Below are 24,034 nucleotides of genomic sequence, written 5' to 3'. Positions count from 1 at the left end.
GGCGATCGCCTCGCCCATAACTTTGATGCGCGCTCCTAGTTGTCAGCACGAGATGACAAAATTTGCTGAATTTCCTCCAATGGTAAACCCAACATTTCGGCGATCGCTTCCGCACTATTTCCCAAATTTGCCAAACGCACAACAATATTTATCCTTTCCTGTTGGAGACCTTGTTGGAGACCTTCTTGCACCCCTTCTTGGCGACCTTCTTGGCGACCTTCTTGGCGACCTTCTTGGCGACCTTCTTGGCGACCTTCTTGGCGACCGTCGGCAAATGCTTCTTGATAGAATCGGGTTTGTTTTAAATCGGTGAGTCCTAACATTTGGGCAATCTCCTCGCGACTTATTTGGGGTAGTTTGTAAATAACTATAGTTTCGATGATATCAATGATATCCCGTTGAATTGATTCTGGGGGGAGGGTTTGTTCGGCTTGCTCGATCAGGTTTATGGCTGATGCGATCGCCTCCGATTCGGATTCGAGTACCAATTTGATGATACCAACTCCCAAACGGTTTTCACTTTCCAACTCGTCGAGATAAACCCGAGTCACCCGGTCTGAGTTCAGGAGTTCCCGGAATTGGTGGGACTGTTCCCGATCAATGCTACGGTTGGGATAGATATAGCGGTTCGGTGGATTGGTGAGGTACTTTTCAAAGCCCCTCTCCCCTGTTGGGAGAGGGGTTTGGGGTGAGGGCTGTACCTTATGGATATGAGAAACGCTATAACGACCACCTGCCACGGGTGGGAGGGTCGGTATTGTCGCAGGTAGAGGAACAGTTCCGCGAAAATGCGATAATAGAGGTCGTCGTCGGGTTGAAATTGCACTTCGGCTAGGTAGAAGGGGCGATCGCCTTCTGAGGTGGTCGGGAGAAATACTCCGTCGAGGCGGAAGGCTAGTTGTTTCACTTCTACAGAGGTGAATTGGTAGCGATCGCTTTCTTCGGGTGGGCGGTTCAGCAGTTCAAAGAAGCTGCGGGGGTACTGTTGGAAAATTCGGTAGAATATACTATCAGTTTTCACGGGGGATAATGGCTCGATAATAGGGGTTAAATTGCCTTGATTTGCCCTGGTCTCCTTGGCAGTTTTGTTTTTGATTGTAACCCACTGGTTAACTGATAGGTTTTCTGGGTAGGCAGGCAATGAAGGCGATCGCCTCGCCCATAACTTTGATGCGCGCTCCTAGTTGTCAGCACGAGATGACAAAATTTGCTGAATTTCCTCCAATGGTAAACCCAACATTTCGGCGATCGCTTCCGCACTATTTCCCAAATTTGCCAAACGCACAACAATATTTATCCTTTCCTGTTGGAGACCTTCTTGCACCCCTTCTTGGCGACCTTCTTGGCGACCTTCTTGGCGACCTTCTTGGCGACCGTCGGCAAATGCTTCTTGATAGAATCGGGTTTGTTTTAAATCGGTGAGTCCTAACATTTGGGCAATCTCCTCGCGACTTATTTGGGGTAGTTTGTAAATAACTATAGTTTCGATGATATCAATGATATCCCGTTGAATTGATTCTGGGGGGAGGGTTTGTTCGGCTTGCTCGATCAGGTTTATGGCTGATGCGATCGCCTCCGATTCGGATTCGAGTACCAATTTGATGATACCAACTCCCAAACGGTTTTCACTTTCCAACTCGTCGAGATAAACCCGAGTCACCCGGTCTGAGTTCAGGAGTTCCCGGAATTGGTGGGATTGTTCCCGCTCAATGCTACGGTTGGGATAGATAACGACGACCTGCCACGGGTGGGAGGGTCGGTATTGTCGCAGGTAGAGGAACAGTTCCGCGAAAATGCGATAATAGAGGTCGTCGTCGGGTTGAAATTGCACTTCCGCTAGGTAGAAGGGGCGATCGCCTTCTGAGGTCGTCGGGAGAAATACTCCGTCGAGGCGGAAGGCTAGTTGTTTCACTTCTACAGAGGTGAATTGGTAGCGATCGCTTTCTTCGGGTGGGCGGTTCAGCAGTTCAAAGAAGCTGCGGGTGTACTGTTGGAAAATTCGGTAGAAGATACTATCAGTTTTCACGGGGGATAATGGCTCGATAATAGGGGTTAAATTGCCTTGATTTCCAAGGGTATCATTAACTGTTATAGCGGTTCGGTGGATTGGTGAGGTGCTTTTCAAAGCCCCTCTCCCGTATGGGAGAGGGGTTTGCGGTGTAGACGCGCAGCGGCTTCTCTTTGAGTGGGCTGTACCTTATGGATATGAGAAACGCTATAGCATAAGTAGTGATTCCCCTCCGCCAAATCATGGTCATGGGTTTAATGGGCGATGGAGGTTTAATGTTTAGTAGATTAGCCAGTTTATTAACTATATTAGGAGTCGGCTTGTATTTTACGGGCTGGATTTACCGCTGGGCATATTTCGGTTATTTTCAAATTGAAATTACCACGTTGGATTTGCCGATAGAATCGTTTTTTATTGCCCCGCTTCAGGTCTTTTTTGGCAACTTTGCCAGCGGCGAGTGGTCTACGTTTTGGCGAACATTTCGAGTGGCGATCGCTATCAGTTTGCTAATTTATCTTACTCTCAAATTGCTGGAGTGCAGTAGCGGCAAATTCGCTCATTTTATCAACGCCAGCCGTGATTATCTGTTAAAAATTAGCCTCAAACAGCGCCGCTATCGAGCGACTCGCACTTTGCAGATTTTCCCGGACTTACAACCAATTGACTATGATAAAAACTTTTTAAATGAATTCGTGATTGCTGGTTGGTGTTTGGCGGGTTTATTTTATCTAGGTCAAACTCAGGGAAACCTAGACGCGATTCGAGATGCCCATAACCATACATCAATGCTGCCAGTGGTAACTGTAATTGCTCCAGAAAATCGGCTGCCCCTAGGTCGCAAAATCAACGACCTGACTGATGACCCAGCGGTGGGAAATTTTCGATTTATCGGAGATTTGGAACTTTATAAAACCTTACTAGATCGAGATTATAACGATAAAACTCAGCCGGATCAACAAATTGTCTGGCGGCTGTTAATTGACCGAGACAGTCAATATTATATTTTCCCATCATTGCCTGAAAATGCCCCCTCTGATACCCGCCCTCCCCTGGTGATTATTCAGCAAAGCACAGCCGGAGAATATGTTATTATTCTGAGTCCAGAACCGGGCCAGCGAAATCCTTAATTATTGTCGGTTATAGCTTTTCTCATTGATGACCTAACTTTGGTAAACTGGATTTACATGGGCTTTATGCAGAAAGTTACACTTATTAGGATAGCATAATATCAGTGAGTTACACAAGGTACACTAATGGCAAAAAACTATGGTTTGGCTATCCATACCAGTAGCCCAGAATTGGGTTTAGCTATGGGGAAGTTTGGGGAACCTGTGCGCTGCCAAACTTGGCATTTGGGCAGGGATTTATCAACCCAACTACATCAACATATATCGGAATTTATGCCCCCTCAAACTTGGTCGGATTTACAACTAATCGCAGTGGCGCGGGGGCCGGGAAGTTTTACGGGGACTCGCTTGGGAGTGGTGACGGCGAGAACCCTCGCACAACAGTTAGATATTCCCCTGTTTGCGATTTCTACTTTGGCGGCGGCTGCCTATAATTTAGCGGGGGATTATGCGGGGAATATTGCCCTAGAAATGCCGGCACAACGGGGACAATTATTTGTGGCTATTTATCAGGTTTCTTCCCAGGGTTTGGTGACAGAATTGGCTGATAGTGTTATGTCTCCCTCACAGTGGGAAATGCTGTTATCTCAACAAGATAAACCATTAAAAAAAATCTTGCTGACGGGTGGACTCGGACACACAAGTTGTGCTATATTAGAATGGGCTACTCTGTTATGGGAACAGGGAAATCGCCCGCACTGGTCGGATGCTTTACCATTTTATGGACAGCATCCGGTTCAGAATTTGATGGCAGATTAATCCCACCATTTGCGGTTAAGTGGAGATGGTGGAAAGGGTGACAAATAGGGTGGCTAACATTAAACTGATTCCGAGGGCGATCGCACTAGGAAAATCGGTCAAAAACTCCCAGGGTTTATGGGTTTTGTCGGGGATTCCATAACCTCGCAATTGCATGGCTTTATAGACCTGTTCGGACTGTTGATAACTACGAATTAATAAACTCCCGGCTAAGGCTGCGTAAATCTGTAAATTTCGGCGACTGAATTGGTGGGGTTGAAAACCTCTTAATATGGTGGCGCGTTTCATCATTTGCAACTGATGGCTGAGTTCAAATATATATCGGTAGGATATTAATAACATATCCGCTAAAATGGGGGATAAACCAAGCGATCGCATGGCTTTAATTAGGGTGATAAATGGACAAGTCCCTAATAAGACAACTCCAGTGGTAAAAATTGCCAAAAATCTACTCGCAATTAGCAAGACGGCTAGACTTCCTTCCTGGCGAATAATCACGGGTCCCCAAGACCATAATACAGTCGGACCGGAAATAAATGGCAATAAGCCAACTAACCCGAATATAAACAGTCCGGGATATTGTAGGCGATCGCCTAAAAAGGATAGGGGAAGTTTGGATATGGTATATAATATTAATGTGACTAGCAACATGGGGGGGACTAGCCAGAGTTGTTGAACATTAGCAAAAGCAAACATTAATATTCCCAACCCAATTAGCTTTGATTGGGGGTTCCATCTATGAATAAATGAATCGAGATTAGCATACTCATCTATCCTAAATTTCATAGTTAATCTCTCCGGTTTAGGAAGGGTGAGTTAGGGGGATTATTCAGACTCCCCCATCAATACAGCCTGTTCAGAAATTATCTGATCACATCTCAAAGTCCCTCTCCTCTCTGGGAGAGGGATTTAGGGTTAGGGTAATGTATTAAGCAACTGGTGAACAAGCTGTAATAGGGGTTATTGGGTTAATAACTCTGGCTTGACTCGACTTAGGAAATTCACCACCATGGCGGTAAATACTCCCTCAATAAACATCAGGGGAATATGGGCGATAATTAGGGCGATAATTGCAGCTTTTTCCGCTGGACTTTCCAGGGTCGAGGGAAGATTGGTAATCAGTATCACTAAAAATAAGATGGTGGAGAAACCTACACTAGACGCACCTGCTAAAAAACCGAATAAATTTAGGCTGATGGTAGGTTTCAGGTGATGACTAAATCGATGTCTACTTTGAAAAATTACGGCGGCTATTATAGCTGGAATCCCCATAATTATCGCATTAATTCCCAGGGTGGTTAATCCCCCATGTCCGAAGATAATCGCCTGGAATATTAAGCCGATGAGAATAGCCGGAAAAGCATAATAACCTAAAATAGCCCCCAGAAGACCATTTAAGACTAGATGAACACTGGCGGGAGGGATGGGGATATGTATGGAAGAGGCGACAAAAAAGGCGGCGGTTAATAGGGAGGCTTTGGGAATGTTGGCGGTGGGGTTGGCTTGGCGGTTGATTTGACGCAGAGAATACCAGGTTACTAAGCCGGTGATTCCATAACCAGCCAGACAAATTTGGGCGGGAATAATTCCCTCAGAAATGTGCATAAGTTGATGATATTTGTCAGGTTTGATGGTGGGTTAGTTTTGCGATTCTTGAGAGGTTATATGGGGGCTGTCGTCTCCAACATCATCAGAGGGTTTTAATCGGGTAAAAAATAGGGCGGTGCCGATAAATCCCCAAATGACGGCGGCGGCGGCTACCCATTTTTGCACAGGGCTTGATGCGGAATTGGAGGCGATCGCATTTTGGGTGCTGTCCGATACCTGTTCCCCTGGGGGACTCACCGGAATCGCAATTAACGCCCCATGTCCGGCTTGACGGACGGTGGCTTCCCACAAACCGCTATTATCGTGGTCGGGAATGAATAAAAATTGACCATTATCATCGGTGTTTCCGGTCATCCAAGGGGTGCTAGGGTCCTGGGGGGTGTAGATTCTCACCTCGGCGTTAACCATGGGTGTCCCTGAGTCGTAGGCGGCGTTAATTTTGATGGCTGAGGTGGTTTGAGATTGGACGATGACTCCATGGGCGATCGCTGATTCTGGTATGGCGATCGTCCAAAATAGTAGGGATATACAAAGTTTCCAGTTCATTAAATCATCTCCTGATTATTCAAAAATAGTAAATTATGTGGGAGTTGATCAATCTTTTCGACTCATGGGCTTTTCGGCGCAGTGACCCTCACCTACATGGGCTAAATTCGGTAAAATTGCCATGATTCTCTGATAATCTTCCTCCGCCAGTTGTTCTCTGAGTGTATCTAAATTGGCATCTACACCCTCTGGGGTGGCGATCGCTGCTAGGGGTTCAAAACCTAATGCACCAGTATTAATCTCCGCCTCCGCCTCCGCTTCTGGGTCTCCAAATAAGTGATCAAAATGAAACGTTGCTTCTAAGTCGGCGCGACCCCCTTGCTGTAAAGTTCCTTTGCGTTCTTCTCCTACATAATCACCACAACTAAACGCCATTTCTTCATTGAATCTCAGGTTAAATGGTACAGTTAGACCATCTTTTGATGCTGTCCCCACTAACATTAATGAATAACCCGCCGCCATACCATCTACCGCCGGAACCATTTGCCACGAAATCGCATTATAGCGCCCTGGTGGTGCTGGAACTTCATTAACTAAAATAGTTGCAGCACTCTCGTCTCCTGCTGCTAAATCTACGGTTTGGAATTCTACTAAACTAATGATTTGTTGGGCTTGAGGTTCCACTCCCGTATCGGGATTATAGGGGATTAAAGTTTCATAGGCTTGGGCATTGGCAATGGTTACATAAACATGATTAAATGACAGTTCCCAACCGTCTTTACTCACAAAACCTTCCCGGATAAAATCTTCTCCATTGGCGCGAAATTCTATAGTCCCAATTTCGGCTGACCCTGGCTGTATAGCAGTGGTTTCCGACGGTGGAGTTTCTGATGTTTGACTCTGTAGGTTCTGGGTGTCGGCACAAGCACATAATGCGATCGCCCCCAGCAATAATATATTGCCTAATTTTAACAACTGTTTTTTCATCTTCCCAGCCCTAATCAGGTTGAACACCCACATTATACATAAAACTAATGGAATTTTGTATAACATACATTGTCTCTTTTGACAATGCCCTTGGGGGGCATATTTATTGACTATAAATTTAAGGATAGTCAAGAGAGTAAATTTTGTGATTATTAATTATTGCCCCCGCCATAGAATTATCTGCACAGGCAGTCAATAATTGTAGATTAACCCGCCTATATTGGCGGCATTTATTAAAGTTTGACAGGTTCCCTAAACGGGACTGCTTAACCACTCAGACCTTGATTAAAGTTGGGATTTACCCCTTGACAAATGTTGTTTTTCATGGTAAAAATTAATCCGAATATCTCTAATGGCATCTCAACCTACCAGCCGCAAATGTTAAGTCGTGCCATAATGTCCTATAATCGTTATGGAATGATGGGGGTTGGGGAAGCTATCAAACCCCGTCCCTTTGACGGAGGCGATGTCAAGCGGGATTCACAGACTAATAGAAAATTATGAGAGACCTTGACCAGGACAAAACCATTGAGCTACTTAACTCCATCATGGAATTTGAGTTAGCTGGGGTGGTTCGATACACTCACTATTCCTTAATGGTGACCGGACCGAATCGTTTACCAATTGTACAGTTTTTTCAAGCTCAAGCTACCGAGTCCCTCACCCATGCTCAACAAGCGGGGGAAATTCTCACAGGATTAGAAGGACATCCTAGCCAAAGAATTGCTCCCATTGAGGAAACTTATCAGCATTCGGTACAGGATTTATTGGCGGAAAGTCTCAACCATGAGAAAAAAGCTCTATCCCTGTATAAAGAATTACTGGAAACTGTAGAAAATGCCAGTATTTACCTGGAAGAATATGCTCGCACTATGATTGGCCAGGAAGAACTACACAGCATCGAAATTCGCAAGATGTTGCGCGATTATAGCTGAGGTAATGTCCGCAATTTAAAGCGATCAATAGCCTAGGTGGTTGAAAGTAACCAGACCACCTGGGCTAAACTATTATCAAGACTCTGGGAGAAGTTTTGATGTTATGATTAATTTGAGCTAGACCCCAAAGACGGCTATAACCCTACTATCCCATTTGAGATAAACACCCGCCATGAAACTCCAGGATATCATCAATACAGATAAACGGTACGATGTGAAAGATATCGCCGAAGATGAAGAACTCACCCGTCAGATTCAAAATATTTTGGTGAGTTTTAATTTACTAGACCCCCCAGTTGATGGCATTTATGGCCCCAAGTCTAATGCGGCTATGCACCGTTTTCAAACCTTGTTAGAATGTCAGGAAAGTGGTTTTTTAGGAACTATCACAGCCCAAAAATTACTGACGACGAAACCAGAGGATATTCGCACAGATATACCCATCCTGAAAATCACTAGGGATACAATTCTCAAGCTGAGACCCGTTGATTCTGCTCAATTAAATGAATCGGAAAAACAAGGTGCTAAAGCTGGGCAAGAATTTCAGTTATTAGCCTTTGAACCAGACCGAAATCACATCAGAGTTGCTCTCAGAAGTGAAACTTTTAAACAGCATTCAATCTGGTATATTTTTGATAAACACGGGGAAATATATCAGGGGAAAAAGTTAGTTTATCCCAAGTTATTACCAGCGGAAGTGAGATTGCGGAACTTTCCCTATTTTTCTCAACTCGATAACTGGTTTAATCCTACGGGATCATGTAATGTTACCTCGATCGCTATGTGTCTGAGCTATTATGGGGCTCGTCGTCGGGTTAGTTATGGTCAATTTGAGGATGAGTTATATGAATATGCTCTCAATAAGGGCTATAGCCGCCACAGTCCCCAAGATTTAGCCAAAATTGTCCGAGAGTATGGCTGTAAAGACTACTTCACGACTAACGCGACTATTGATGATGTAAAAGAATGGTTGGCGGAAGGAAAACCTACCGTAATCCATGGTTATTTTACCTCCTTTGGTCACATCATGCCAGTAGTAGGTTATAATAGCTCTGGGTTCATAGTTCACGACCCCTATGGCGAATGGTTCTCTAGTGGATATCGTACTGATTTGAGTGGAGCATATCTGACCTATTCTTACTCTTTAATCCGGCGACTGTGCCTCCCGGATGGCAATTTTTGGGTTCACTTTATCGCCCCATAATTCTAGGGATGATTGAGGCACAAAACTATAACCAGAAATTCCGGTTTTCTGTGCCTCGGTCTTCACGACTACCAAATGGGTCCACCAGAAGGGGGATTATTTCCTGGGGTGGCGGGAGTAGATGGGGTGGCGGGAGTCGATGTGCCTTCTACTGGGGTGGCTTCCAGAAAATTGTTAAAGTCAATATACACGCCGCTGTCGTCTTCGCTTTCAAATAGGGGACTACTGGCTCCGGCGCGCACATTAAAAAGCTGTTGTACAGTAGTCACAGGGTCTGAGCCGGGTTTGAGAGTGAATAAAACACGATCGCCTGAACAGGGAATGGCATTGTCACTAGCCACACATACGACATTTTGGCGATTAACTATGCCGTGGGTAATGTAATTTAACCAACCCAAACTGTAAAAGTTTTGGAACCGCGCGGAAACTTCCCGACAGCGTTGTTCAGAGGTATAGCCGGAACTACTGAAATAGTCCGAATACCATTTAATCACAGGAACCCGTCCTCTGGGTGTGACTGCATAGGTGGTAGGTAAACCGTCTGGCCCTTGTTCACAGATAAACTGAGTTCGGGAAACGGTGGGAGGGTTCACCATAGCCTGGTTAGAGGAATTATCATTAGTTGGTATCGGCTGAGTTGTTTCCTGGGGGGGGTTTGTGCTTTGGATTCCTAGGGGAATGAGTCCGGGGGGTAACAAAACTCGATCAATCACAACAATTACACTATCATTAGGACCGGGAATTGGTAACTGATCAGCGTTAGCCTCGTTAAGCATTAGTTTTTGGTCTCTGGGGTTGCCACTAATGCGAACAGTGTTCCCTTGCCGAGTCGTGATTTCCCCGGATTCTACCTGCTGCTGGGTGATGCGACCAGCGACAACGTGATAGTTTAAAATCTCTCGCAGCATTCCCTGATTTTCTGGCCGGAAAAGGCGATCGCGAATTTCACGAGGCAGATTAGCAAAAGCTGCGTCTGTTGGTGCTAAAATGGTGTAAGTTTCCCCCTGGAGTTGTTGGCTCAAACCGGTGTCTTGTAAGGCTTTCCCCAGTGTCCTCAATCGGTCCTGTTTACCTATAACCTCTGCTAACCCTAAATCGTCTTCTGACTCGTAGTAGGAAGACATGGGGTTAAAAAAGCTATAGTAGGGATAATACTGAGCTAGACTCGGTGCGACACTGTGCAGAGCCAGAATGCCTAACGCTGCTGTGCCTACAGACCAATGTTTAAGACTGATAATATTCATAGTTTTTCTCCTAATGCTGCTGAAATAGATAGAAAGGTCGAGGCTATCACTACTGACGACCTCACCAGGGGGATATCATTTAACCTAGCGTGATTATCTATTTCCATACGACTGTACGACCCCTGACGCATGATCGCCGCCTCTGTGTTCCATTGTGGCACATTCCATTAACTGCTATTCTACCCAACTAAATCACTAAATAGGTAATCTCACTCATATTTTCTGAATCAGTGGGGGATTTACCAGTGGCGATCGCTTTTTGGCACTTGACAAAAATGGCAAAATGTGCATTATTTATCCATGGTAGCGAATTGTTGATTTTTGTCTGGGGTCAGCATCAAAGTTCTAAAAAGAGAGTATACAATGGTAAGTGTACAGTCAATAGCCGATTCAGAGTGAGAGGATAACAAAAATGCCGACAATTAATTTGGCATGGGAAGAGTTAATGATCCAGGCAGATGGGCGTTATCTAAGCGACGCAGAACTCAAGCCCTTTCAGCAATATATTCAAACCCTCCCGGCACGGACAAAAACCTATGAAATTATGCGGGCGAAATCCCCCGAACTGATCAAGATTGCCTTGAAAAAGTTTATGCTGATTCACCCGGAAGTAATGCAGCAACACTCGAAGCGCTGTATTTACGATATGAACATGGCGATCTGCTTAATGTCGGTGGCTATGTTACGGGATGACCCCCGCTATTTTCGGGAGTCGTTGATGTTGTGGTTAGCTAATATTCTGTCTGCCTACCAGAGAAACGTCGCCTGCTTAAAAGCCTATCACTGCTTGGAAGAAACCATGCAGGAGAAACTTCCCAGCGTTTGCAATCAACTGCTTAAACCTTACATGGATATCATTATGGAAGTCTTAGACATTCCACCTAAGTTGATGGCAACAGTACAACGGGGCGCAGCCAGCTCTAAAGGTTAATTAGTTAGTGTTTTTTGGATGTGATTTTTGGATGCGATTAAAGCATAATAGGAGCGGAAAGTATGCCCTTACATGAAACCATCACCACTACCCATGATGCGTCCGTTGAAGAGCGCACATTTGTGCTGAGTAAAATCTATCAGCAAGTCTTAGAACGTCAGCCCTATGATTCGGAACGTAAGCAATTATGGGATTTAGAAAGGGACTTCAAAAAAGGGAAACTAGGAATCCGCCACTTCCTGAAAAGTTTAGTAGTGCGACCGGTTTATTTAGAACATTTCTATGAGAATAGTTCTAACCTCAAGTTTATCGAAAATGCCTGTAAGCATTTTTTAGGGCGCACACCCCACGGAGATGAGGAAATACACCATTGGGATAACATTCTGCTGCGACATGGTGTAGGGGCACTGGTTTCGGATATGGTGGACTCAGAGGAGTATCGTAAATGCTTCGGCTATTTTACGGTTCCCTACTGGCGTGAACAGGCTTTGTATCAGTCCGCGACTGAATATTTAGAAAATGAGCGCCTCGCACATGAACACCCCGGACAGCGCGGCTGGGGTATTCCGAATCACTATCAACAAAAGCTACATCTGAACTCTGATAGTGAGGGTCAGGGGGCTCCAACTGAAGAAACACCGCCAGAGGAGTTACAACCATCTCCGACGGTGGTGGTGGGGACGATGACGGAAACTGAGGCGGAAAAAATTATGGAGTGCATCCAGGAAATTTCTAAAATCCTGTTTGAAAACCGCATTCCCGAACAGCGAATATCTCGCAAACGCATAGAAAATGGGATTCGACAACAGGTGTTGGAGTTTATGACTCCAGAAGATGCCGTTTTACTGGGTGATTAGTTATGGTGGTCTGGTGCGTCAGATGACGCACCGAGGGGAACCCCTGTTAACTGATTTCGACATTAGCCGCGCTTAAATTAGCGCCTGGTGGGTCAGTATCGATGATAGGATTACGGGCTTTAATCAAAGCGATCGCCCGATTGACGCTCTCAGGTAAAATCACCACCAGAGACTCCTTGGGAGCCTGTTCTAAAGCCATATTAATGGCATCGGTCTCATTAAGGACAGTCTCATACTTAACCCGAGGATCGCGAACAGGTGACAGAACCTCCTCAATTCCCTGAGTAATCAGAACCGCCACATCTCCCGGAGGTCGTCCTCGCGTATCATCATCTTCCTTCACGATAATCCGGTCAAACATCTTAGCGGACAATTTACCCAGAGTCACAAAATCCTCATCACGGCGATCGCCTGGACCTCCTACCACCCCAATCCGAGGCCCCGGCCAATTATTGACAAACCCAGACAAGGCTTCATAACTAGCGGGATTATGGGCATAATCGATCAAAGCATGATAACTGCCCATATTAAACAGATTCATGCGTCCGGGAGTTTGGTCAGCCGAAGCAATGAAAGTAGCCAAAGCGGTGCGAATATGCTCAATTTTCACCCCTTGAGCAAAAGCGGCGACACAAGCTGCCAAAGCATTAGCAATCATAAACGGAGCCATACCCCCCATAGTCAGGGGAACATTAACCGCCTGTTCAATCCGCAGAGTCCAATCACCCTTGAGAATTGACAGATAGCCATTTTCATAGACCGCCGCCAATCCTCCGGCTTCCGTATGGCGCACAATAATCTCATTATCGGGATTCATGGAGAAATAAGCCACTTGAGCTTTCACCCGTGCGGACATGGCAGCCACTAGGGGGTCATCAGCATTAAGGATAGCATAACCGCGATCGCTGACGGCCTCAGCCACCACACTTTTAACCTTAGCCATTTGTTCAATGGTATCGATATCTCCCAAACCCAGGTGATCAGCCGCCACATTAAGGACGACACCGATATCACAGGTATCAAAACCCAGACCCGATCGCAAAATTCCCCCCCGCGCACATTCAAGGACTGCGACTTCTACGGTGGGGTCACAGAGGATCAGGTGAGCGCTTTGGGGTCCTGTATTATCCCCTGGTTCGGCCATATAATCGCCGATATAAGTGCCATCGGTGGTAGTATAACCAACCACCTTTCCTGTCTGCTTCATAATGTGGGCTAACAGGCGAGTGGTGGTAGTTTTGCCATTAGTGCCGGTGACCGACAGAATGGGAATCCGACTAGGGGTAGACCCTGGGAATAGCATATCCATCACCGCCCCGGCGACATTACGGGGTAGGCCTTCACTGGGGGCGACGTGCATTCTAAATCCTGGGGCGGCGTTAACTTCCACAATCACGCCATCCACCTCCCGCAGGGGTTTAGAAATATCTGGGGTAACTACATCAATTCCGGCCACATCTAGGCCAATAATTTTGGCAACCCGAGCAAATAGCCAGATATTTTCTGGGTGGACTTCATCAGTGCGATCGATAGCACTGCCCCCCGTACTGAGGTTAGCCGTAGCCCGCAAAAAGCAAACTTCCCCCTTTGGTAGGACGGAATCGATAGTATATCCGGCTTCCTCAATCATAGAAAGCACCGTTTGATCAACCACAATTCGGGTCAGGACGTTATCATGTCCATCTCCCCGGCGAGGGTCTTTGTTCGTTTCCTCGATTAATTCCTCAATGGTGGATTTACCATTACCAACCACATGGGCGGGGACCCTTTCCGACACTGCTACCACCCGACCATTGACGACTAAAACCCGATGATCTCGACCTTTGTAGAATCGCTCAATAATCACACTACGGGTTTTTGAGGCTTCACTGGCTGCATCATAGGCCGCCTGAGCCGTTTCCCAACGAGTCACATCTAGGGTAATACCTCGGCCGTGGTTGCCATCTAGGGGTTTAATGGCAATAGGATAGCCCCCCACATCTTCGATCCCATCAGTGAGGTCTTCAAAGTAACGAATTACCGTCCCCCGTGGTACAGGAATCCCCCCATCCCGCAGCACTTGTTTAGTGCCTTCCTTATCGCAGGCCAGTTCCACCCCCAAAATACCAGTGCTACTGGTGAGGGTAGCTTGAATGCGCTTTTGATTGACACCATAACCAAACTGGATCATAAACCGGGCGTTTAGTTGCATCCAAGGGATATGGCGAAATTCAGCCTCTTTGATGATCGCTTCTGTACTCGGACCGAGGGCAGCTTGGGCTTTTAATTCCTTGAGGTCTTCGATATCCTGAGTTAGTTCTTCAGCCGGATAAGTGCCAGTTTCGGCAATACTCTGACACAGACGCACCGCCGCCCGCCCTGCATATCGGCCCGCCTGTTCATTTTCGTACTCATAGACCACCTGAAACACTCCCGGAGTCGAGGTTTCCCGCGTCCGACCAAACCCCACAGGCATTCCCGCTAGTTGTTGAAGTTCCAGGGCCACGTGCTCTATAATATGACCCATTAATGTTCCCCGTTCCACCCGACTGGAAAGCCACCCCGCACTCCCGGAGAACAACAATGCTCTACTAAACTAGGCAAAACGGAAGTTAAACCTTGATAAAATCCGGGAATATCTGAGGAGTAGCGTTCTGATAATTCTTCTAGGTCAAGACGCATTACGATCAGCTTGTGTCGTCTGATACTCCAGTAGTTAGGACCTCTGAGAGTTAGGATTCTAAGAATTTTCATATCTGTCTCGGTGGGTGATCCAGGAATTATTTTGGTGACAAGTCTCTGTGTTATTCAATGTCAAACTTCAAAGACCTCAAAACTGTTCGCATTGAACAGTTTTGCGACCTGAATATGATACAGCAATCCGAACTATAAGCTGGCTGCTGCTGGGAAGGCGGTGTGGGTTCGCATATTATAACTGTCACCGTGGCAGAGAATATTGACCCGCAAGTTAAATAAGCTCAGTGGGTCCGTAGCCCCCGCCTGGGCTACATTGGTATAGGATAGATCTTTAGCATCTATTATGGTCACGGTTCCCTTACCAATTACCCGCACTCGCCCTTCTCCTTCAAACATGGCGCAGGTGTCTTCATCAATGCCAATCCCCATTTTCTCGGGATGGGCGGCGATCGCACTAATTAGACGAGAGAAGCGGTTGCGATTATGAAAATGTTGGTCTACGATCAAATCCGGTAGAATGTCCAGCCCGGTAGCCATATCCACTAGCGATCGATTAGGAGATTCCCCACTACCACCCCCAGCGATCATGTGATGGCTCATCACCGCCGCCCCGGCACTGGTTCCCGCCAGGGCTATTTTACCCGCCCTAGCTGCCACCCGAATTTTCTCCATTAGGGGCGTATCTGCCAACAAACTGTACAGCCTTAACTGATCTCCTCCTGTCATGAACACCCCTGTACAATTTTCCAAATAATCGTGCCATTGTGGATCTTCACAGTGATGTCGCTCCCGAATATCAAATACTTTCAGAGTCTTTGCTCCCATAGTCTCAAAAATTTTCTGGTAGCGTTCCCCTTGAATACTCGGTTCTCTGGAGGCTGAGGGAATAATTGCCAGTTGGGCATTTTCCCCCCCAGCACGACTGAAAAAGGTTTGCAGAATCTCACGTCCATGAACCTTATCTTCGGCTCCTCCAATGACTAAAATTGAGGTTTGAGTTTTTTGATTAATCATCTGTTCAAGGGCTTGAGATGTCAACTGCTGCATATTGTTCTCCTCATGATAGGCATGAATTCAACTTAGCGGGCTTCTTTGGCGGACTCCAGATTCTGCACCACCACCCTTTTCCGGGTCTGCTTTTACTTCACTGCCTTCTGACATAAATTTGGCATAAAAGGGGACAGCAAAACTTTGTCTCTTGTGAAGTTGCCCTCCTCGGTTGTAGGTGAGTGACACTAACTATCGCCCTAACCAGAGGATATTTACCCAATTTGACAACGAATCTGGCTAGTTTCCCAATGGGTTATGGTTCTTTCTCGATTCATCCCCCATCACCTGCCCTGATTCCCCCGTCTCTTGAGTTAGAGATGCTCGAATTTAACATTTGCTTAATAGCCAATTTAACTTAAATCCTGCCAGGGAACCCGGATAAATTTGGACTTGAAGGTGATCACACCAGATTCTATTTGCTTGGCAGACCCTCGGTTAATCTCCTTTTGCCGGAAATGCACACAAATGCTGCCACGAAAAATTACCAAATTAGCGGAAATATTAGCATTTTAGTATATTTTGATACGGATTTAAACAATTCTTTAGACTAAGGATATGCCCTCACCCCTAACCGAGTCGCTAGAGTCAGAGACCCACCGGACTTTCCCAGATTTTCGGGATGGAGGGTGCTACACCCAGCCCTCCTGCCCGATTGTATAACAAGGAGTTCACGGATCACATCTGTTTTTGTCCTTTTGGTTCCTTGGCACTAAGGCTCAAGTTGTCTAATTGCTGTGACTAAAAGTCTCACTTGCCCATCTTTTTCAGCCATAGTCTGTACCAATTTGCTACAATGATTCTATCCGCTAACTACGCGCGACCGATTGAGAGTTAAAGTTAGGCATTGCCGGGACCTCTCAACTCCGGGAACGGTTTGCACAAGTCAGCCGTGAGACACACGGTAAAGCTGCCTGTCGAGGTATCTGAACGGGGCAACACTGTTGGGAGATACATATCGCTTGTACCAACAACTGCTAGGGAAGACCCATGAAGCAGGAAACTCTCAGGAGCGATTCTGGGAACCAGGTACTAACCCTAGCGGGTCGGTGCCTGGAATATGTCACCAGTCACTGGCTTGGTTTGAGGTTCCGTGCGATTTGACATTATTACCCTATTCCCTGAATTTTTCTCTAGCCCTCTACAGTCAGGACTTCTAGCTAAAGCAATAGCTCGCCAGATCGCGGCGGTCTACTGCACTAATCCTAGGGATTTTGCCCTGGACAAGCACCGAAGAGTCGATGATGAACCATACGGCGGCGGGGTGGGAATGGTCTTGAAACCTGAGCCGATTTTTGCGGCGGTTGAGTCCCTTCCCTCTCTTCCCAGACGAGAGGTGATTATGTTGACCCCCCAGGGCGAAACTATGCAACAGGGACTATTTCGCGATTTGGCTACTGGTTATGACCAACTTGTGTTGATTTGTGGACACTACGAAGGCATCGATGAGCGGGTTATGCACCTGGTGACTCGGGAGGTGTCTTTGGGTGATTTCGTCCTAACTGGGGGCGAAATTCCAGCCCTGGCTTTGATTAATGGTGTGGTGCGACTGCGACCGGGTACTGTGGGTAAGGTTGAATCCCTCAAGGCGGAGAGTTTTGAGGATGGACTACTAGACTATCCCCACTATACCCGCCCGGCTCAGTTTCGGGGAATGCGTGTCCCTGATGTTTTGCTCTCTGGTAATCATGCTGATATTCAACAATGGCGACGAGAACAACAACTTCAACGCACCCAACAGCGCCGTCCTGACCTGTTATCGGATCTGGAACTTCCTAAGCCGGAAAATTGAACTGACAAAACCCCTAACCCCCTCTTAACGGCGATCGCAACTATCTGTGAAATCCCATGAATCACTCACCTGAGCAATATATTACCGCCATCGATCGCGCTTTGAGTCAGGATAATTTCCATCAAGCCGCAGATTTAGCTGGCGAAGCGTTTAAGTCTTATCCTAACTCTGACAAAATTAAACGATATATGCAGGTTTTTGGACCGAAAACCTTGGAGTTTCACCGCTTACCACCTAACCCTGAGATGTCTTTGAATTTTAACTGGGTTGTCCAAAACCGCCAGGACTACCGAGGTAGATGGGTAGCCCTAAAAGGCGGGAATTTGGTGAGTGATGCAGCCTCCCTAGATGAGTTAAAACAACAACTGGGCGATCGCGTTAATTTTTTGTTCTGTACGGTGGTCTACTGACGGGGTTGATCTATCCTAAGACCAGTAATTCGGGTTTAGCAATCATCACTAATCCAAAGAATACCATAAAGGCTCCCGCAAATAGTTTCAGTAATCGCCCTTTTTCTTCCGTGAGCCGATAGGATGAAAAAGAGTAGATAAAACTGATCAGAATCCCTAAGAGCGGCAGAATATAGACTACACTATAAAAGGCAGTCCACACACTATAACACAGTAAAGCATTGGTCTGACAATAGTTGACTAGGGTGGCCATATATACAGTGGGTAAAATCGCTGTACATCCTAACTCTACTAGGTTGACGAAAATTGCTAATAAAACTGTAGCAAATAAGGCGGCGGCAAATTTGCGGCGATCGCTTTTAGCTGATTGTAATTGGTTGACGATGTTTCGGGCTTTTTTGGTAATCTCAATTTGCTGGTCTTTGGATAAAGACAGAGACACAGATTTTTTGAACCAAAAGAAGTCCTTGATGTTAATTAAGCCAGCAATGGTGATCACTGTACCCAATATAATCATCACTATTTGACCATATCTATCTATGAAAATTGAGCCCACTAATACCATGGCCATGATAAACACAAAATACATGACCCCTGATGTCACTACAAAGGTGGAACCCACTATCGCCATATCTCGCCTACTTTTGGTATAGGTTAGCAGCGATAATAGGATAATTAACACTGTAAAAGCACAGGGATTAAACCCGTCGGCTAAGGCGATGATAAATACAAATAGGGGGAAGGGTAAAGCCGCCGCAAATCCTCTAATTACTGCATCTGGGGTAAATGCGATCGCTAAAAATAGACTAACCATAATTACACCTGTTAGTCCCCCCAACCATAATCGCTTCGTTTCGACTGGTTTATCTTTAATGCTGAAAATTGGGTAGGTGACTACATAAGCTAGGGGTAAAAATGATAAAACCCAGACAGGTATACCTTGTGGTGAAGGTGGTGGAGTCTGTGTAGCTTGTGGAGTGGGTGTAGGTTCCACATTAACCGTTTGACCGGGAATGATAATAGCAGTTGCTAACTCGGCTTCAATAGCATTAATAATTTGGTTCTGATAGCCTATATAAGCCTGATAGGATGGGATAAATTCTAACTCTCCTGGGTCTGGGGAGAAACCGATAAAGGATTTATCACCAATTATCGTTCGGGGAACTGCGCGACTACTCAGGTTATTTTCCTCAAGAAATCCTTGGAATTTTTCCGGCTGTTTGTCAACATCAACCATAGTTAGAGTGACATTATCATTAGCTTCTTCTAGGGGAAGTAAAAAGGCTTTTTGTTGACGACAATAGGGACAGTTTTCGCTGGTAAAAAATAACACATCTACGGAAGTCACATCATTAGCAGATATGGCTCCGGCTGTTACGGTTAGTATTCCCAGTAATAGGGAAAAACAGAATATGATAGTTTGACGCAACCAGGTTTTCTTCAACATAAGACTTAGCCTGTTAATTGATGAATGCTTCAAATGGCGATCGCTCCTCAAGTGGCCGACACTTCAACCAAAATTGTGGCTCCCCCTAGACGATTATGGTAAAATCGGTTATGCTTACAAGTTAGGGGTAGTTAGCCTACTACCAGCGGTAGCATCACCAAGCCAAAGCATCTACTAAGAACTTGACGAAAATTTGCACTGACTGGTTCTCTGCATTTACTATAACTTGATTTACTGTTAAAATGCCAAATTTTAACCTTTCTTAACCTTGTCGCCATTCTCCATATCATCAGACCAGCGATAATTCAGTTATAAAAAAGGAAGCAATATGAAACCCATGCGATCGACTGATAGTGATTATCAATATTTTTGTGTGCGTCTCCAGCCCTTACTAGAAATTGCCTACGAACCCGCCACAATCCCGAGTATTTTAGACCGTTTATTTGCTGTGATTGGCGACAATTTATATATACCAAACGGCAATGAAAACCCCAATAAATGGAGAGAAAACAACGTTACGTTAATCACCTATGGCGATAGTATTTGTAGCCGGGATACTGACCAAAAACCCCTAGAAGTTTTGGCAAAATTTTTAGGAGAACACCTGCAAGATACCATCACCGGGGTGCATATTTTACCCTTTTTTCCCTATACCTCAGATGATGGATTTGCCGTCAGTGACTATTTAAGCGTTAATCAGGAACTCGGAGACTGGGAAGATATCAAAACCATTGCTAGTCAATTTAACTTAATGGTAGACGTAGTGCTTAATCATGTTTCCAGTAAGCACCAATGGTTCCAACAATTCCAAGCCGGAGAAAAACCAGGCTCTGATTATTTTATAGTGGTTGAACCCGAAACCGACCTATCAGAAGTTGTCAGACCCCGCAACAGTCCCGTATTAGTCAAAGTAGAAACTGTCCATGGAGAAAAGCACGTTTGGGCAACTTTTAGCGAAGATCAGATTGATGTTAATTTTGCCAATCATGATGTCTTAATTGAGTTTTTGAAAATCATCAGATTTTATATAGTGAATGCCAAAGCCAGATATATTCGCCTAGATGCTGTGGGTTTTATGTGGAAAGAAATCGGCACATCTTGCATTCATTTACCCCAAACCCATGCCATTATTAAACTACTGCGGGAACTGGTAAATATGATAGATCCAGAAGTAGCTTTAATTACCGAAACTAACGTACCAAACCGGGAAAATCTCAGCTATTTTGGCAATCGAAATGAGGCGCACATGATTTATAACTTTAGCTTGCCGCCACTGTTGTTAAATGCGATGCTTCAGGGTAAATCAGACCATCTCAAAACCTGGATGATGAGTATGCCACCCGCCCCCCTAGGCTGTGCTTACTTTAATTTTACGGCTTCCCATGATGGCATTGGTTTACGTCCGGCTGAGGGTTTACTTTCCGATGATGAATATCAAAGCCTGTTAACCACTATGGAGAAATTAGGCGGTAAAATTAGCATGAGGAAAAAGCCAGATGGTAGTGAGAGTCCCTATGAAATTAATATTTCCTTATTTGATGCCATGAAAGGCACAGTTAAAGGAGAAGATACCTGGCAAATTCAACGCTTTATTTGTTCCCAAACTCTGATGATGTCTTTAGAGGGAATTCCGGCATTTTATATTCATAGTTTATTGGCTACTCCCAATGATTATGAAAGGTTAAAAGAGACGGGAATGAATCGGTCAATTAATCGCTATAAGTGGCAGATTGAGGATTTACAAAAGGATTTAGAGAACCCCCATTCTCCTCGATCGCTTGTATTCCGTGAAATGTGTCGGCGCATTAAAATCCGTCGCCAACAGGGTGCTTTTCATCCTAACGCCACTCAATACACCCTACAATTAAAGCGATCGCTATTTGGGTTTTGGCGACAAAGTATGACCAGAGACCAAAGCATTTTCTGTATCTTTAATCTGACCGATAAACCCCAACAACTCAATTTAAGAGATGTCAACCTGATCTGTATAGATCCTTGGTTAGATTTAATCAGTGGGGAAATGATTACCGATATTTACTCCAAGTACATCTTACAACCCTATCAAGCCGTGTGGATTACCAACAAATTCTAGTACAGCATGATCAGACTCAGAGCGATCGCTAAGAATTTTTAGAGTTAACCGTGCAATCTGTGATAACCTAGCAAAACCTAGCTAAAACCCGCCTAAGTTCAATTCACCCTTGATATGGAACAATTTTTAAACCTAATTCCAGAGAGTCCAATAGTCCCATTTACAATTCTGATCCTAGTCAGTTTAACCATTCCTCCCATTTTCGAGCGTCTTCGACTCCCCGGTTTGGTGGGTTTATTATTTGCGGGAGTAGTATTAGGACCCAACGGAATGCAAGTTTTGTCTCCTGACTCCGAAATTATGAAATTACTTTCGGATATCGGCAAAATTTACCTAATGTTTGTGGCGGGTTTAGAAATTGACCTAGAAGAATTTAGGCGCAAACGAAATAGATCCCTATCCTTTGGTCTGATGACCTTTGCTTTCCCTTTAACCGTAGGAACCGCAATTGGTTTATCAGTTGGCTATGGTATAAACACATCAATTTTAATGGGTTCTCTACTAGCTTCCCATACCTTATTAGGTTATCCCATTGTAGCACGATTAGGAGTAGTTGCCAATGAATCAGTAGTCGTCACTATTGGAGCCACTATTTTTACTGATATTGCCGCTTTATTGGTGCTGGCTATTTGTATTTCCATTCATGGGGGAGATTTTTCCGCTACTTCCATAATTATACAATTAGCAGCCCTAGGAATTTATGCTGCTATTGTCCTGTTTGGTTTAGATTGGGCTGGAAAGGAATACTTTAGGCGTACAGGAAATGAAGAAAGTAATCAGTTTCTGTTTGTCATGCTGGCAGTTTTTTTGGTCTCGGTAGGCTCACAAATTATCAATGTTGATCAAATTGTCGGTGCATTTTTAGCAGGCTTGGCGGTTAATGATGTGATCGGTCATAGTCCGGTAGAGGAAAAAGTGGAGTTTGTAGGTAGTACCCTATTTATTCCCTTTTTCTTTGTGGGGATGGGATTACTCATTGATGTTCCGGCTTTTATTCAAAGTTTAACAACTGGTATTGGCTTAACTTTAGCTATTGTTTTAGGCTTACTAGGTAGTAAGTTAATGGCTGCTACTGGGATGAAATTACTGTTTCGTTATAACTGGAACGAAACAATGACTATGTGGGCTTTATCTGTTCCCCAGGTGGCTGCTACCCTCGCCGCCGCCTTAGCCGCTGAACGGGTAGGGTTGATATCTGAGCAAGTCTTTAATACGGTGATTGTGCTAATGTTGGTCACTTCAGTTTTGGGACCAATATTAACCGCTCGTTTTGGGAGTCGATTATCTATCCCCAAACCTAATTTACAAGCACCCAAAGAGGCTTGGATACCTGAAAAACATTCAGAAATAGGCTTAGAAAATCCCTGGAATCAATTTACAGTTGTCGTGGCTGTATCTAACCCTATGTCGGTGCGGTATTTAGTGGAAATGGCGGGTTTATTGGCGCGTCACGAGTCGGGTTTAGTGGTTCCCATCACGATTACCCAAGCTCATGTACAAATGGATGAACCTCAGTTAGATGTTACCTTGCGTCAAAGCGATCGCCTCTTAGAAAAAGCCGCAGAAGTGGCTAAGGAGTTTGGTGTCAAAACTGAAACTAGACTCCGTATCGATGACGATATTGCTGAAGGAATTAGCCGCACCGCTAGGGAATTTGACGCGAGTTTAATTGTGATTGGTTGGAATTCTAACACTAGCCTACGAGCCAGACTTTTAGGTAACTTAATTGATAATGTATTTTGGTCTTCCCATTGTCCGGTGGCTGTCTTAAAGCTATTGGAAGCACCTATTGACATCCATCGGATTTTGGTTCCGGTTAAAAATATTACCCCCCAAGCGATTAGAACTATTCGATTTGCTCAACTGTTTGCTGATAGTAACCAAGCTGAGGTAATGTTATTGCAAGTTTGCGATCGCCGCACTTCTAGGGAACAGGTGAATGAGTTGGAGTCGGAATTATCCACAATTCTAGCATCAGGACCCCAGGTCAAATCTGATATTCAGGTCTTAGTCCATGACAATGTATCTGATGCACTTCTCAAAGCCTCTCAATCCTTTGATTTAGTCGTATTGCGATCGATGCGTCGTCGCACCGCTGGGGGTCTGGCTGTAAGCGATGTCACTACGGAAATGATTAAGAGTTTGACCTGTTCCTTTATCCTATTTGGTGAACCACACTCTTGATTTTTGGCGAGGAACCTGCTACAATGACTCTCAGGTTTGCGAGACGTTCAGGTATGAAATAAGGTTGAGATGCCTAAAATAACTACTTGGTAGCGACTTCAACCCCTGGGTTGGATATAAGGAGCGCACTCCTGACCATCCCTATAACTGTTTATATGTCCCGACGCTTAGGGAAATCTAAGCAAGGCAGGGAACTCAAGGTCCTAAGCGAACTGAAAAATCACAGAGCAGAGGGTAACG

General features: G+C 45.2%; 21 protein-coding genes and 3 pseudogenes. 11 read left to right on the top strand and 13 right to left on the bottom strand.

The features are described 5' to 3' along the window. Positions 1-35: 35 nt before the first annotated feature. From B9T16_RS12235 to B9T16_RS12225, 3 genes and pseudogenes are all read right to left on the bottom strand, one after another. Positions 36-620: pseudogene (locus B9T16_RS12235) on the bottom strand (DUF2887 domain-containing protein); the annotation flags it as partial. A 104-nt stretch (positions 621-724) separates the two neighbouring features. Beyond that, positions 725-1,021: pseudogene (locus B9T16_RS12230) on the bottom strand (DUF2887 domain-containing protein); the annotation flags it as partial. A 159-nt stretch (positions 1,022-1,180) separates the two neighbouring features. Next, complete coding sequence (locus B9T16_RS12225; protein ID WP_410244881.1) at positions 1,181-2,026, bottom strand: Rpn family recombination-promoting nuclease/putative transposase; 846 nt, start codon at positions 2,024-2,026, stop codon at positions 1,181-1,183. 257 nt (positions 2,027-2,283) lie between these two features. On the opposite strand from B9T16_RS12225, the gene B9T16_RS12220 reads away from it, so the two are divergent. Together B9T16_RS12220 and tsaB are read left to right on the top strand one after the other, a co-directional pair. Then, positions 2,284-3,135 carry a hypothetical protein gene (locus B9T16_RS12220; protein ID WP_197535919.1) on the top strand — a complete coding sequence of 284 codons (852 nt, stop codon included), beginning with the start codon at positions 2,284-2,286 and terminating at the stop codon, positions 3,133-3,135. 126 nt (positions 3,136-3,261) lie between these two features. Next, positions 3,262-3,894, top strand: a complete 633-nt coding sequence (gene tsaB, locus B9T16_RS12215; protein ID WP_006618931.1) for a tRNA (adenosine(37)-N6)-threonylcarbamoyltransferase complex dimerization subunit type 1 TsaB — start codon at positions 3,262-3,264, stop codon at positions 3,892-3,894. A 15-nt stretch (positions 3,895-3,909) separates the two neighbouring features. Here tsaB and cbiQ read toward each other — a convergent pair whose 3' ends face one another. The 4 genes from cbiQ to B9T16_RS12195 form a co-directional block, all read right to left on the bottom strand. Beyond that, positions 3,910-4,680, bottom strand: a complete 771-nt coding sequence (gene cbiQ / locus B9T16_RS12210; protein ID WP_006618930.1) for a cobalt ECF transporter T component CbiQ — start codon at positions 4,678-4,680, stop codon at positions 3,910-3,912. Between the two features lie 174 nt (positions 4,681-4,854). Continuing rightward, on the bottom strand, positions 4,855-5,499 hold the full coding sequence (gene cbiM / locus B9T16_RS12205) for a cobalt transporter CbiM (protein ID WP_317270339.1): 645 nt from the start codon (positions 5,497-5,499) through the stop codon (positions 4,855-4,857). A gap of 33 nt (positions 5,500-5,532) precedes the next feature. Continuing rightward, positions 5,533-6,048: a carboxypeptidase regulatory-like domain-containing protein gene (locus B9T16_RS12200; protein WP_410244880.1), complete on the bottom strand. Its 516-nt coding sequence runs from the start codon at positions 6,046-6,048 to the stop codon at positions 5,533-5,535. A 48-nt stretch (positions 6,049-6,096) separates the two neighbouring features. Beyond that, positions 6,097-6,975 (bottom strand): hypothetical protein, encoded by an 879-nt coding sequence (locus tag B9T16_RS12195; protein WP_410244879.1) that lies wholly within the window; start codon positions 6,973-6,975, stop codon positions 6,097-6,099. A 324-nt stretch (positions 6,976-7,299) separates the two neighbouring features. Between B9T16_RS12195 and B9T16_RS12190 the strand changes: the two genes are divergently transcribed. The 3 genes from B9T16_RS12190 (at position 7,300) to B9T16_RS12180 (ending at position 9,114) form a co-directional block, all read left to right on the top strand. Next, positions 7,300-7,479, top strand: coding sequence for a hypothetical protein (locus B9T16_RS12190; RefSeq protein WP_410244878.1), 180 nt, complete (start codon positions 7,300-7,302; stop codon positions 7,477-7,479). Then, positions 7,476-7,910 carry a bacterioferritin gene (locus tag B9T16_RS12185; protein WP_006618925.1) on the top strand — a complete coding sequence of 145 codons (435 nt, stop codon included), beginning with the start codon at positions 7,476-7,478 and terminating at the stop codon, positions 7,908-7,910. The genes B9T16_RS12190 and B9T16_RS12185 overlap by 4 nt, the downstream gene beginning before the upstream one ends. A gap of 172 nt (positions 7,911-8,082) precedes the next feature. Continuing rightward, positions 8,083-9,114: a C39 family peptidase gene (locus tag B9T16_RS12180; protein WP_410244877.1), complete on the top strand. Its 1,032-nt coding sequence runs from the start codon at positions 8,083-8,085 to the stop codon at positions 9,112-9,114. Positions 9,115-9,182: 68 nt separating this feature from the next. Here the strand turns inward: B9T16_RS12180 and B9T16_RS12175 are convergent, their stop codons facing one another. Then, positions 9,183-10,358, bottom strand: a complete 1,176-nt coding sequence (locus B9T16_RS12175; RefSeq protein ID WP_006618923.1) for a COP23 domain-containing protein — start codon at positions 10,356-10,358, stop codon at positions 9,183-9,185. Further along, the gene (locus B9T16_RS12170) at positions 10,355-10,519 is read right to left on the bottom strand and encodes a hypothetical protein (RefSeq protein WP_190490456.1); all 165 of its coding nucleotides are present in this window, start codon (positions 10,517-10,519) and stop codon (positions 10,355-10,357) included. Before B9T16_RS12170 ends, B9T16_RS12175 begins: the two co-directional genes overlap by 4 nt. A 251-nt stretch (positions 10,520-10,770) precedes the next feature. Between B9T16_RS12170 and B9T16_RS12165 the strand changes: the two genes are divergently transcribed. Both B9T16_RS12165 and B9T16_RS12160 read left to right on the top strand, forming a co-directional pair. Beyond that, entirely contained in the window at positions 10,771-11,289 is a 519-nt protein-coding gene (locus tag B9T16_RS12165) for a phycobilisome protein (protein WP_317270343.1), read from the top strand. A gap of 62 nt (positions 11,290-11,351) precedes the next feature. After that, positions 11,352-12,146: a phycobilisome rod-core linker polypeptide gene (locus B9T16_RS12160; RefSeq protein WP_410244876.1), complete on the top strand. Its 795-nt coding sequence runs from the start codon at positions 11,352-11,354 to the stop codon at positions 12,144-12,146. Between the two features lie 46 nt (positions 12,147-12,192). Here B9T16_RS12160 and cphA read toward each other — a convergent pair. The 3 genes and pseudogenes from cphA to B9T16_RS12145 form a co-directional block, all read right to left on the bottom strand. Then, positions 12,193-14,807, bottom strand: a pseudogene (cphA, locus tag B9T16_RS12155) (cyanophycin synthetase). A 204-nt stretch (positions 14,808-15,011) separates the two neighbouring features. Further along, entirely contained in the window at positions 15,012-15,869 is an 858-nt protein-coding gene (locus tag B9T16_RS12150; protein WP_006618919.1) for a cyanophycinase, read from the bottom strand. A 27-nt stretch (positions 15,870-15,896) separates the two neighbouring features. Further along, positions 15,897-16,058, bottom strand: a complete 162-nt coding sequence (locus tag B9T16_RS12145) for a hypothetical protein (protein ID WP_014275163.1) — start codon at positions 16,056-16,058, stop codon at positions 15,897-15,899. Positions 16,059-16,962: 904 nt separating this feature from the next. Between B9T16_RS12145 and trmD the strand changes: the two genes are divergently transcribed. Together trmD and B9T16_RS12135 are read left to right on the top strand one after the other, a co-directional pair. Next, the gene (gene trmD / locus B9T16_RS12140) at positions 16,963-17,661 is read left to right on the top strand and encodes a tRNA (guanosine(37)-N1)-methyltransferase TrmD (protein ID WP_006618918.1); all 699 of its coding nucleotides are present in this window, start codon (positions 16,963-16,965) and stop codon (positions 17,659-17,661) included. A 56-nt stretch (positions 17,662-17,717) separates the two neighbouring features. Continuing rightward, entirely contained in the window at positions 17,718-18,071 is a 354-nt protein-coding gene (locus B9T16_RS12135; protein WP_006618917.1) for a hypothetical protein, read from the top strand. A 10-nt stretch (positions 18,072-18,081) separates the two neighbouring features. Here B9T16_RS12135 and B9T16_RS12130 read toward each other — a convergent pair whose 3' ends face one another. Then, positions 18,082-19,518, bottom strand: a complete 1,437-nt coding sequence (locus tag B9T16_RS12130) for a glutaredoxin domain-containing protein (protein ID WP_410244875.1) — start codon at positions 19,516-19,518, stop codon at positions 18,082-18,084. Between the two features lie 337 nt (positions 19,519-19,855). Here B9T16_RS12130 and B9T16_RS12125 point away from each other — a divergent pair, with 337 nt between their 5' ends. Together B9T16_RS12125 and B9T16_RS12120 are read left to right on the top strand one after the other, a co-directional pair. Further along, positions 19,856-21,610, top strand: coding sequence for an alpha-amylase family glycosyl hydrolase (locus B9T16_RS12125; RefSeq protein ID WP_410244874.1), 1,755 nt, complete (start codon positions 19,856-19,858; stop codon positions 21,608-21,610). A gap of 114 nt (positions 21,611-21,724) precedes the next feature. After that, positions 21,725-23,794 carry a cation:proton antiporter gene (locus B9T16_RS12120; protein WP_410244873.1) on the top strand — a complete coding sequence of 690 codons (2,070 nt, stop codon included), beginning with the start codon at positions 21,725-21,727 and terminating at the stop codon, positions 23,792-23,794. The last annotated feature ends 240 nt before the right edge of the window (positions 23,795-24,034 follow it).

Origin of the sequence: Arthrospira sp. PCC 8006, from assembly GCF_046480465.1 — a bacterium.
Classification (GTDB): Bacteria; Cyanobacteriota; Cyanobacteriia; order Cyanobacteriales; family Microcoleaceae; genus Limnospira; species Limnospira platensis.
This window is presented reverse-complemented; position numbering and strand designations above follow the sequence as displayed.

Bases quoted from the DNA above. Each gene is read 5' to 3' on its own strand.
- B9T16_RS12220 (WP_197535919.1), top strand. From the start codon at position 2,284: ATGTTTAGTAGATTAGCCAGTTTATTAACTATATTAGGAGTCGGCTTG.
- tsaB (WP_006618931.1), top strand. From the start codon at position 3,262: ATGGCAAAAAACTATGGTTTGGCTATCCATACCAGTAGCCCAGAATTG.
- cbiQ (WP_006618930.1), bottom strand. From the start codon at position 4,680: ATGAAATTTAGGATAGATGAGTATGCTAATCTCGATTCATTTATTCAT.
- cbiM (WP_317270339.1), bottom strand. From the start codon at position 5,499: ATGCACATTTCTGAGGGAATTATTCCCGCCCAAATTTGTCTGGCTGGT.
- B9T16_RS12200 (WP_410244880.1), bottom strand. From the start codon at position 6,048: ATGAACTGGAAACTTTGTATATCCCTACTATTTTGGACGATCGCCATA.
- B9T16_RS12195 (WP_410244879.1), bottom strand. From the start codon at position 6,975: ATGAAAAAACAGTTGTTAAAATTAGGCAATATATTATTGCTGGGGGCG.
- B9T16_RS12190 (WP_410244878.1), top strand. From the start codon at position 7,300: ATGGTAAAAATTAATCCGAATATCTCTAATGGCATCTCAACCTACCAG.
- B9T16_RS12185 (WP_006618925.1), top strand. From the start codon at position 7,476: ATGAGAGACCTTGACCAGGACAAAACCATTGAGCTACTTAACTCCATC.
- B9T16_RS12180 (WP_410244877.1), top strand. From the start codon at position 8,083: ATGAAACTCCAGGATATCATCAATACAGATAAACGGTACGATGTGAAA.
- B9T16_RS12175 (WP_006618923.1), bottom strand. From the start codon at position 10,358: ATGAATATTATCAGTCTTAAACATTGGTCTGTAGGCACAGCAGCGTTA.
- B9T16_RS12165 (WP_317270343.1), top strand. From the start codon at position 10,771: ATGCCGACAATTAATTTGGCATGGGAAGAGTTAATGATCCAGGCAGAT.
- B9T16_RS12160 (WP_410244876.1), top strand. From the start codon at position 11,352: ATGCCCTTACATGAAACCATCACCACTACCCATGATGCGTCCGTTGAA.
- B9T16_RS12150 (WP_006618919.1), bottom strand. From the start codon at position 15,869: ATGCAGCAGTTGACATCTCAAGCCCTTGAACAGATGATTAATCAAAAA.
- B9T16_RS12135 (WP_006618917.1), top strand. From the start codon at position 17,718: ATGAATCACTCACCTGAGCAATATATTACCGCCATCGATCGCGCTTTG.
- B9T16_RS12130 (WP_410244875.1), bottom strand. From the start codon at position 19,518: ATGTTGAAGAAAACCTGGTTGCGTCAAACTATCATATTCTGTTTTTCC.
- B9T16_RS12125 (WP_410244874.1), top strand. From the start codon at position 19,856: ATGCGATCGACTGATAGTGATTATCAATATTTTTGTGTGCGTCTCCAG.
- B9T16_RS12120 (WP_410244873.1), top strand. From the start codon at position 21,725: ATGGAACAATTTTTAAACCTAATTCCAGAGAGTCCAATAGTCCCATTT.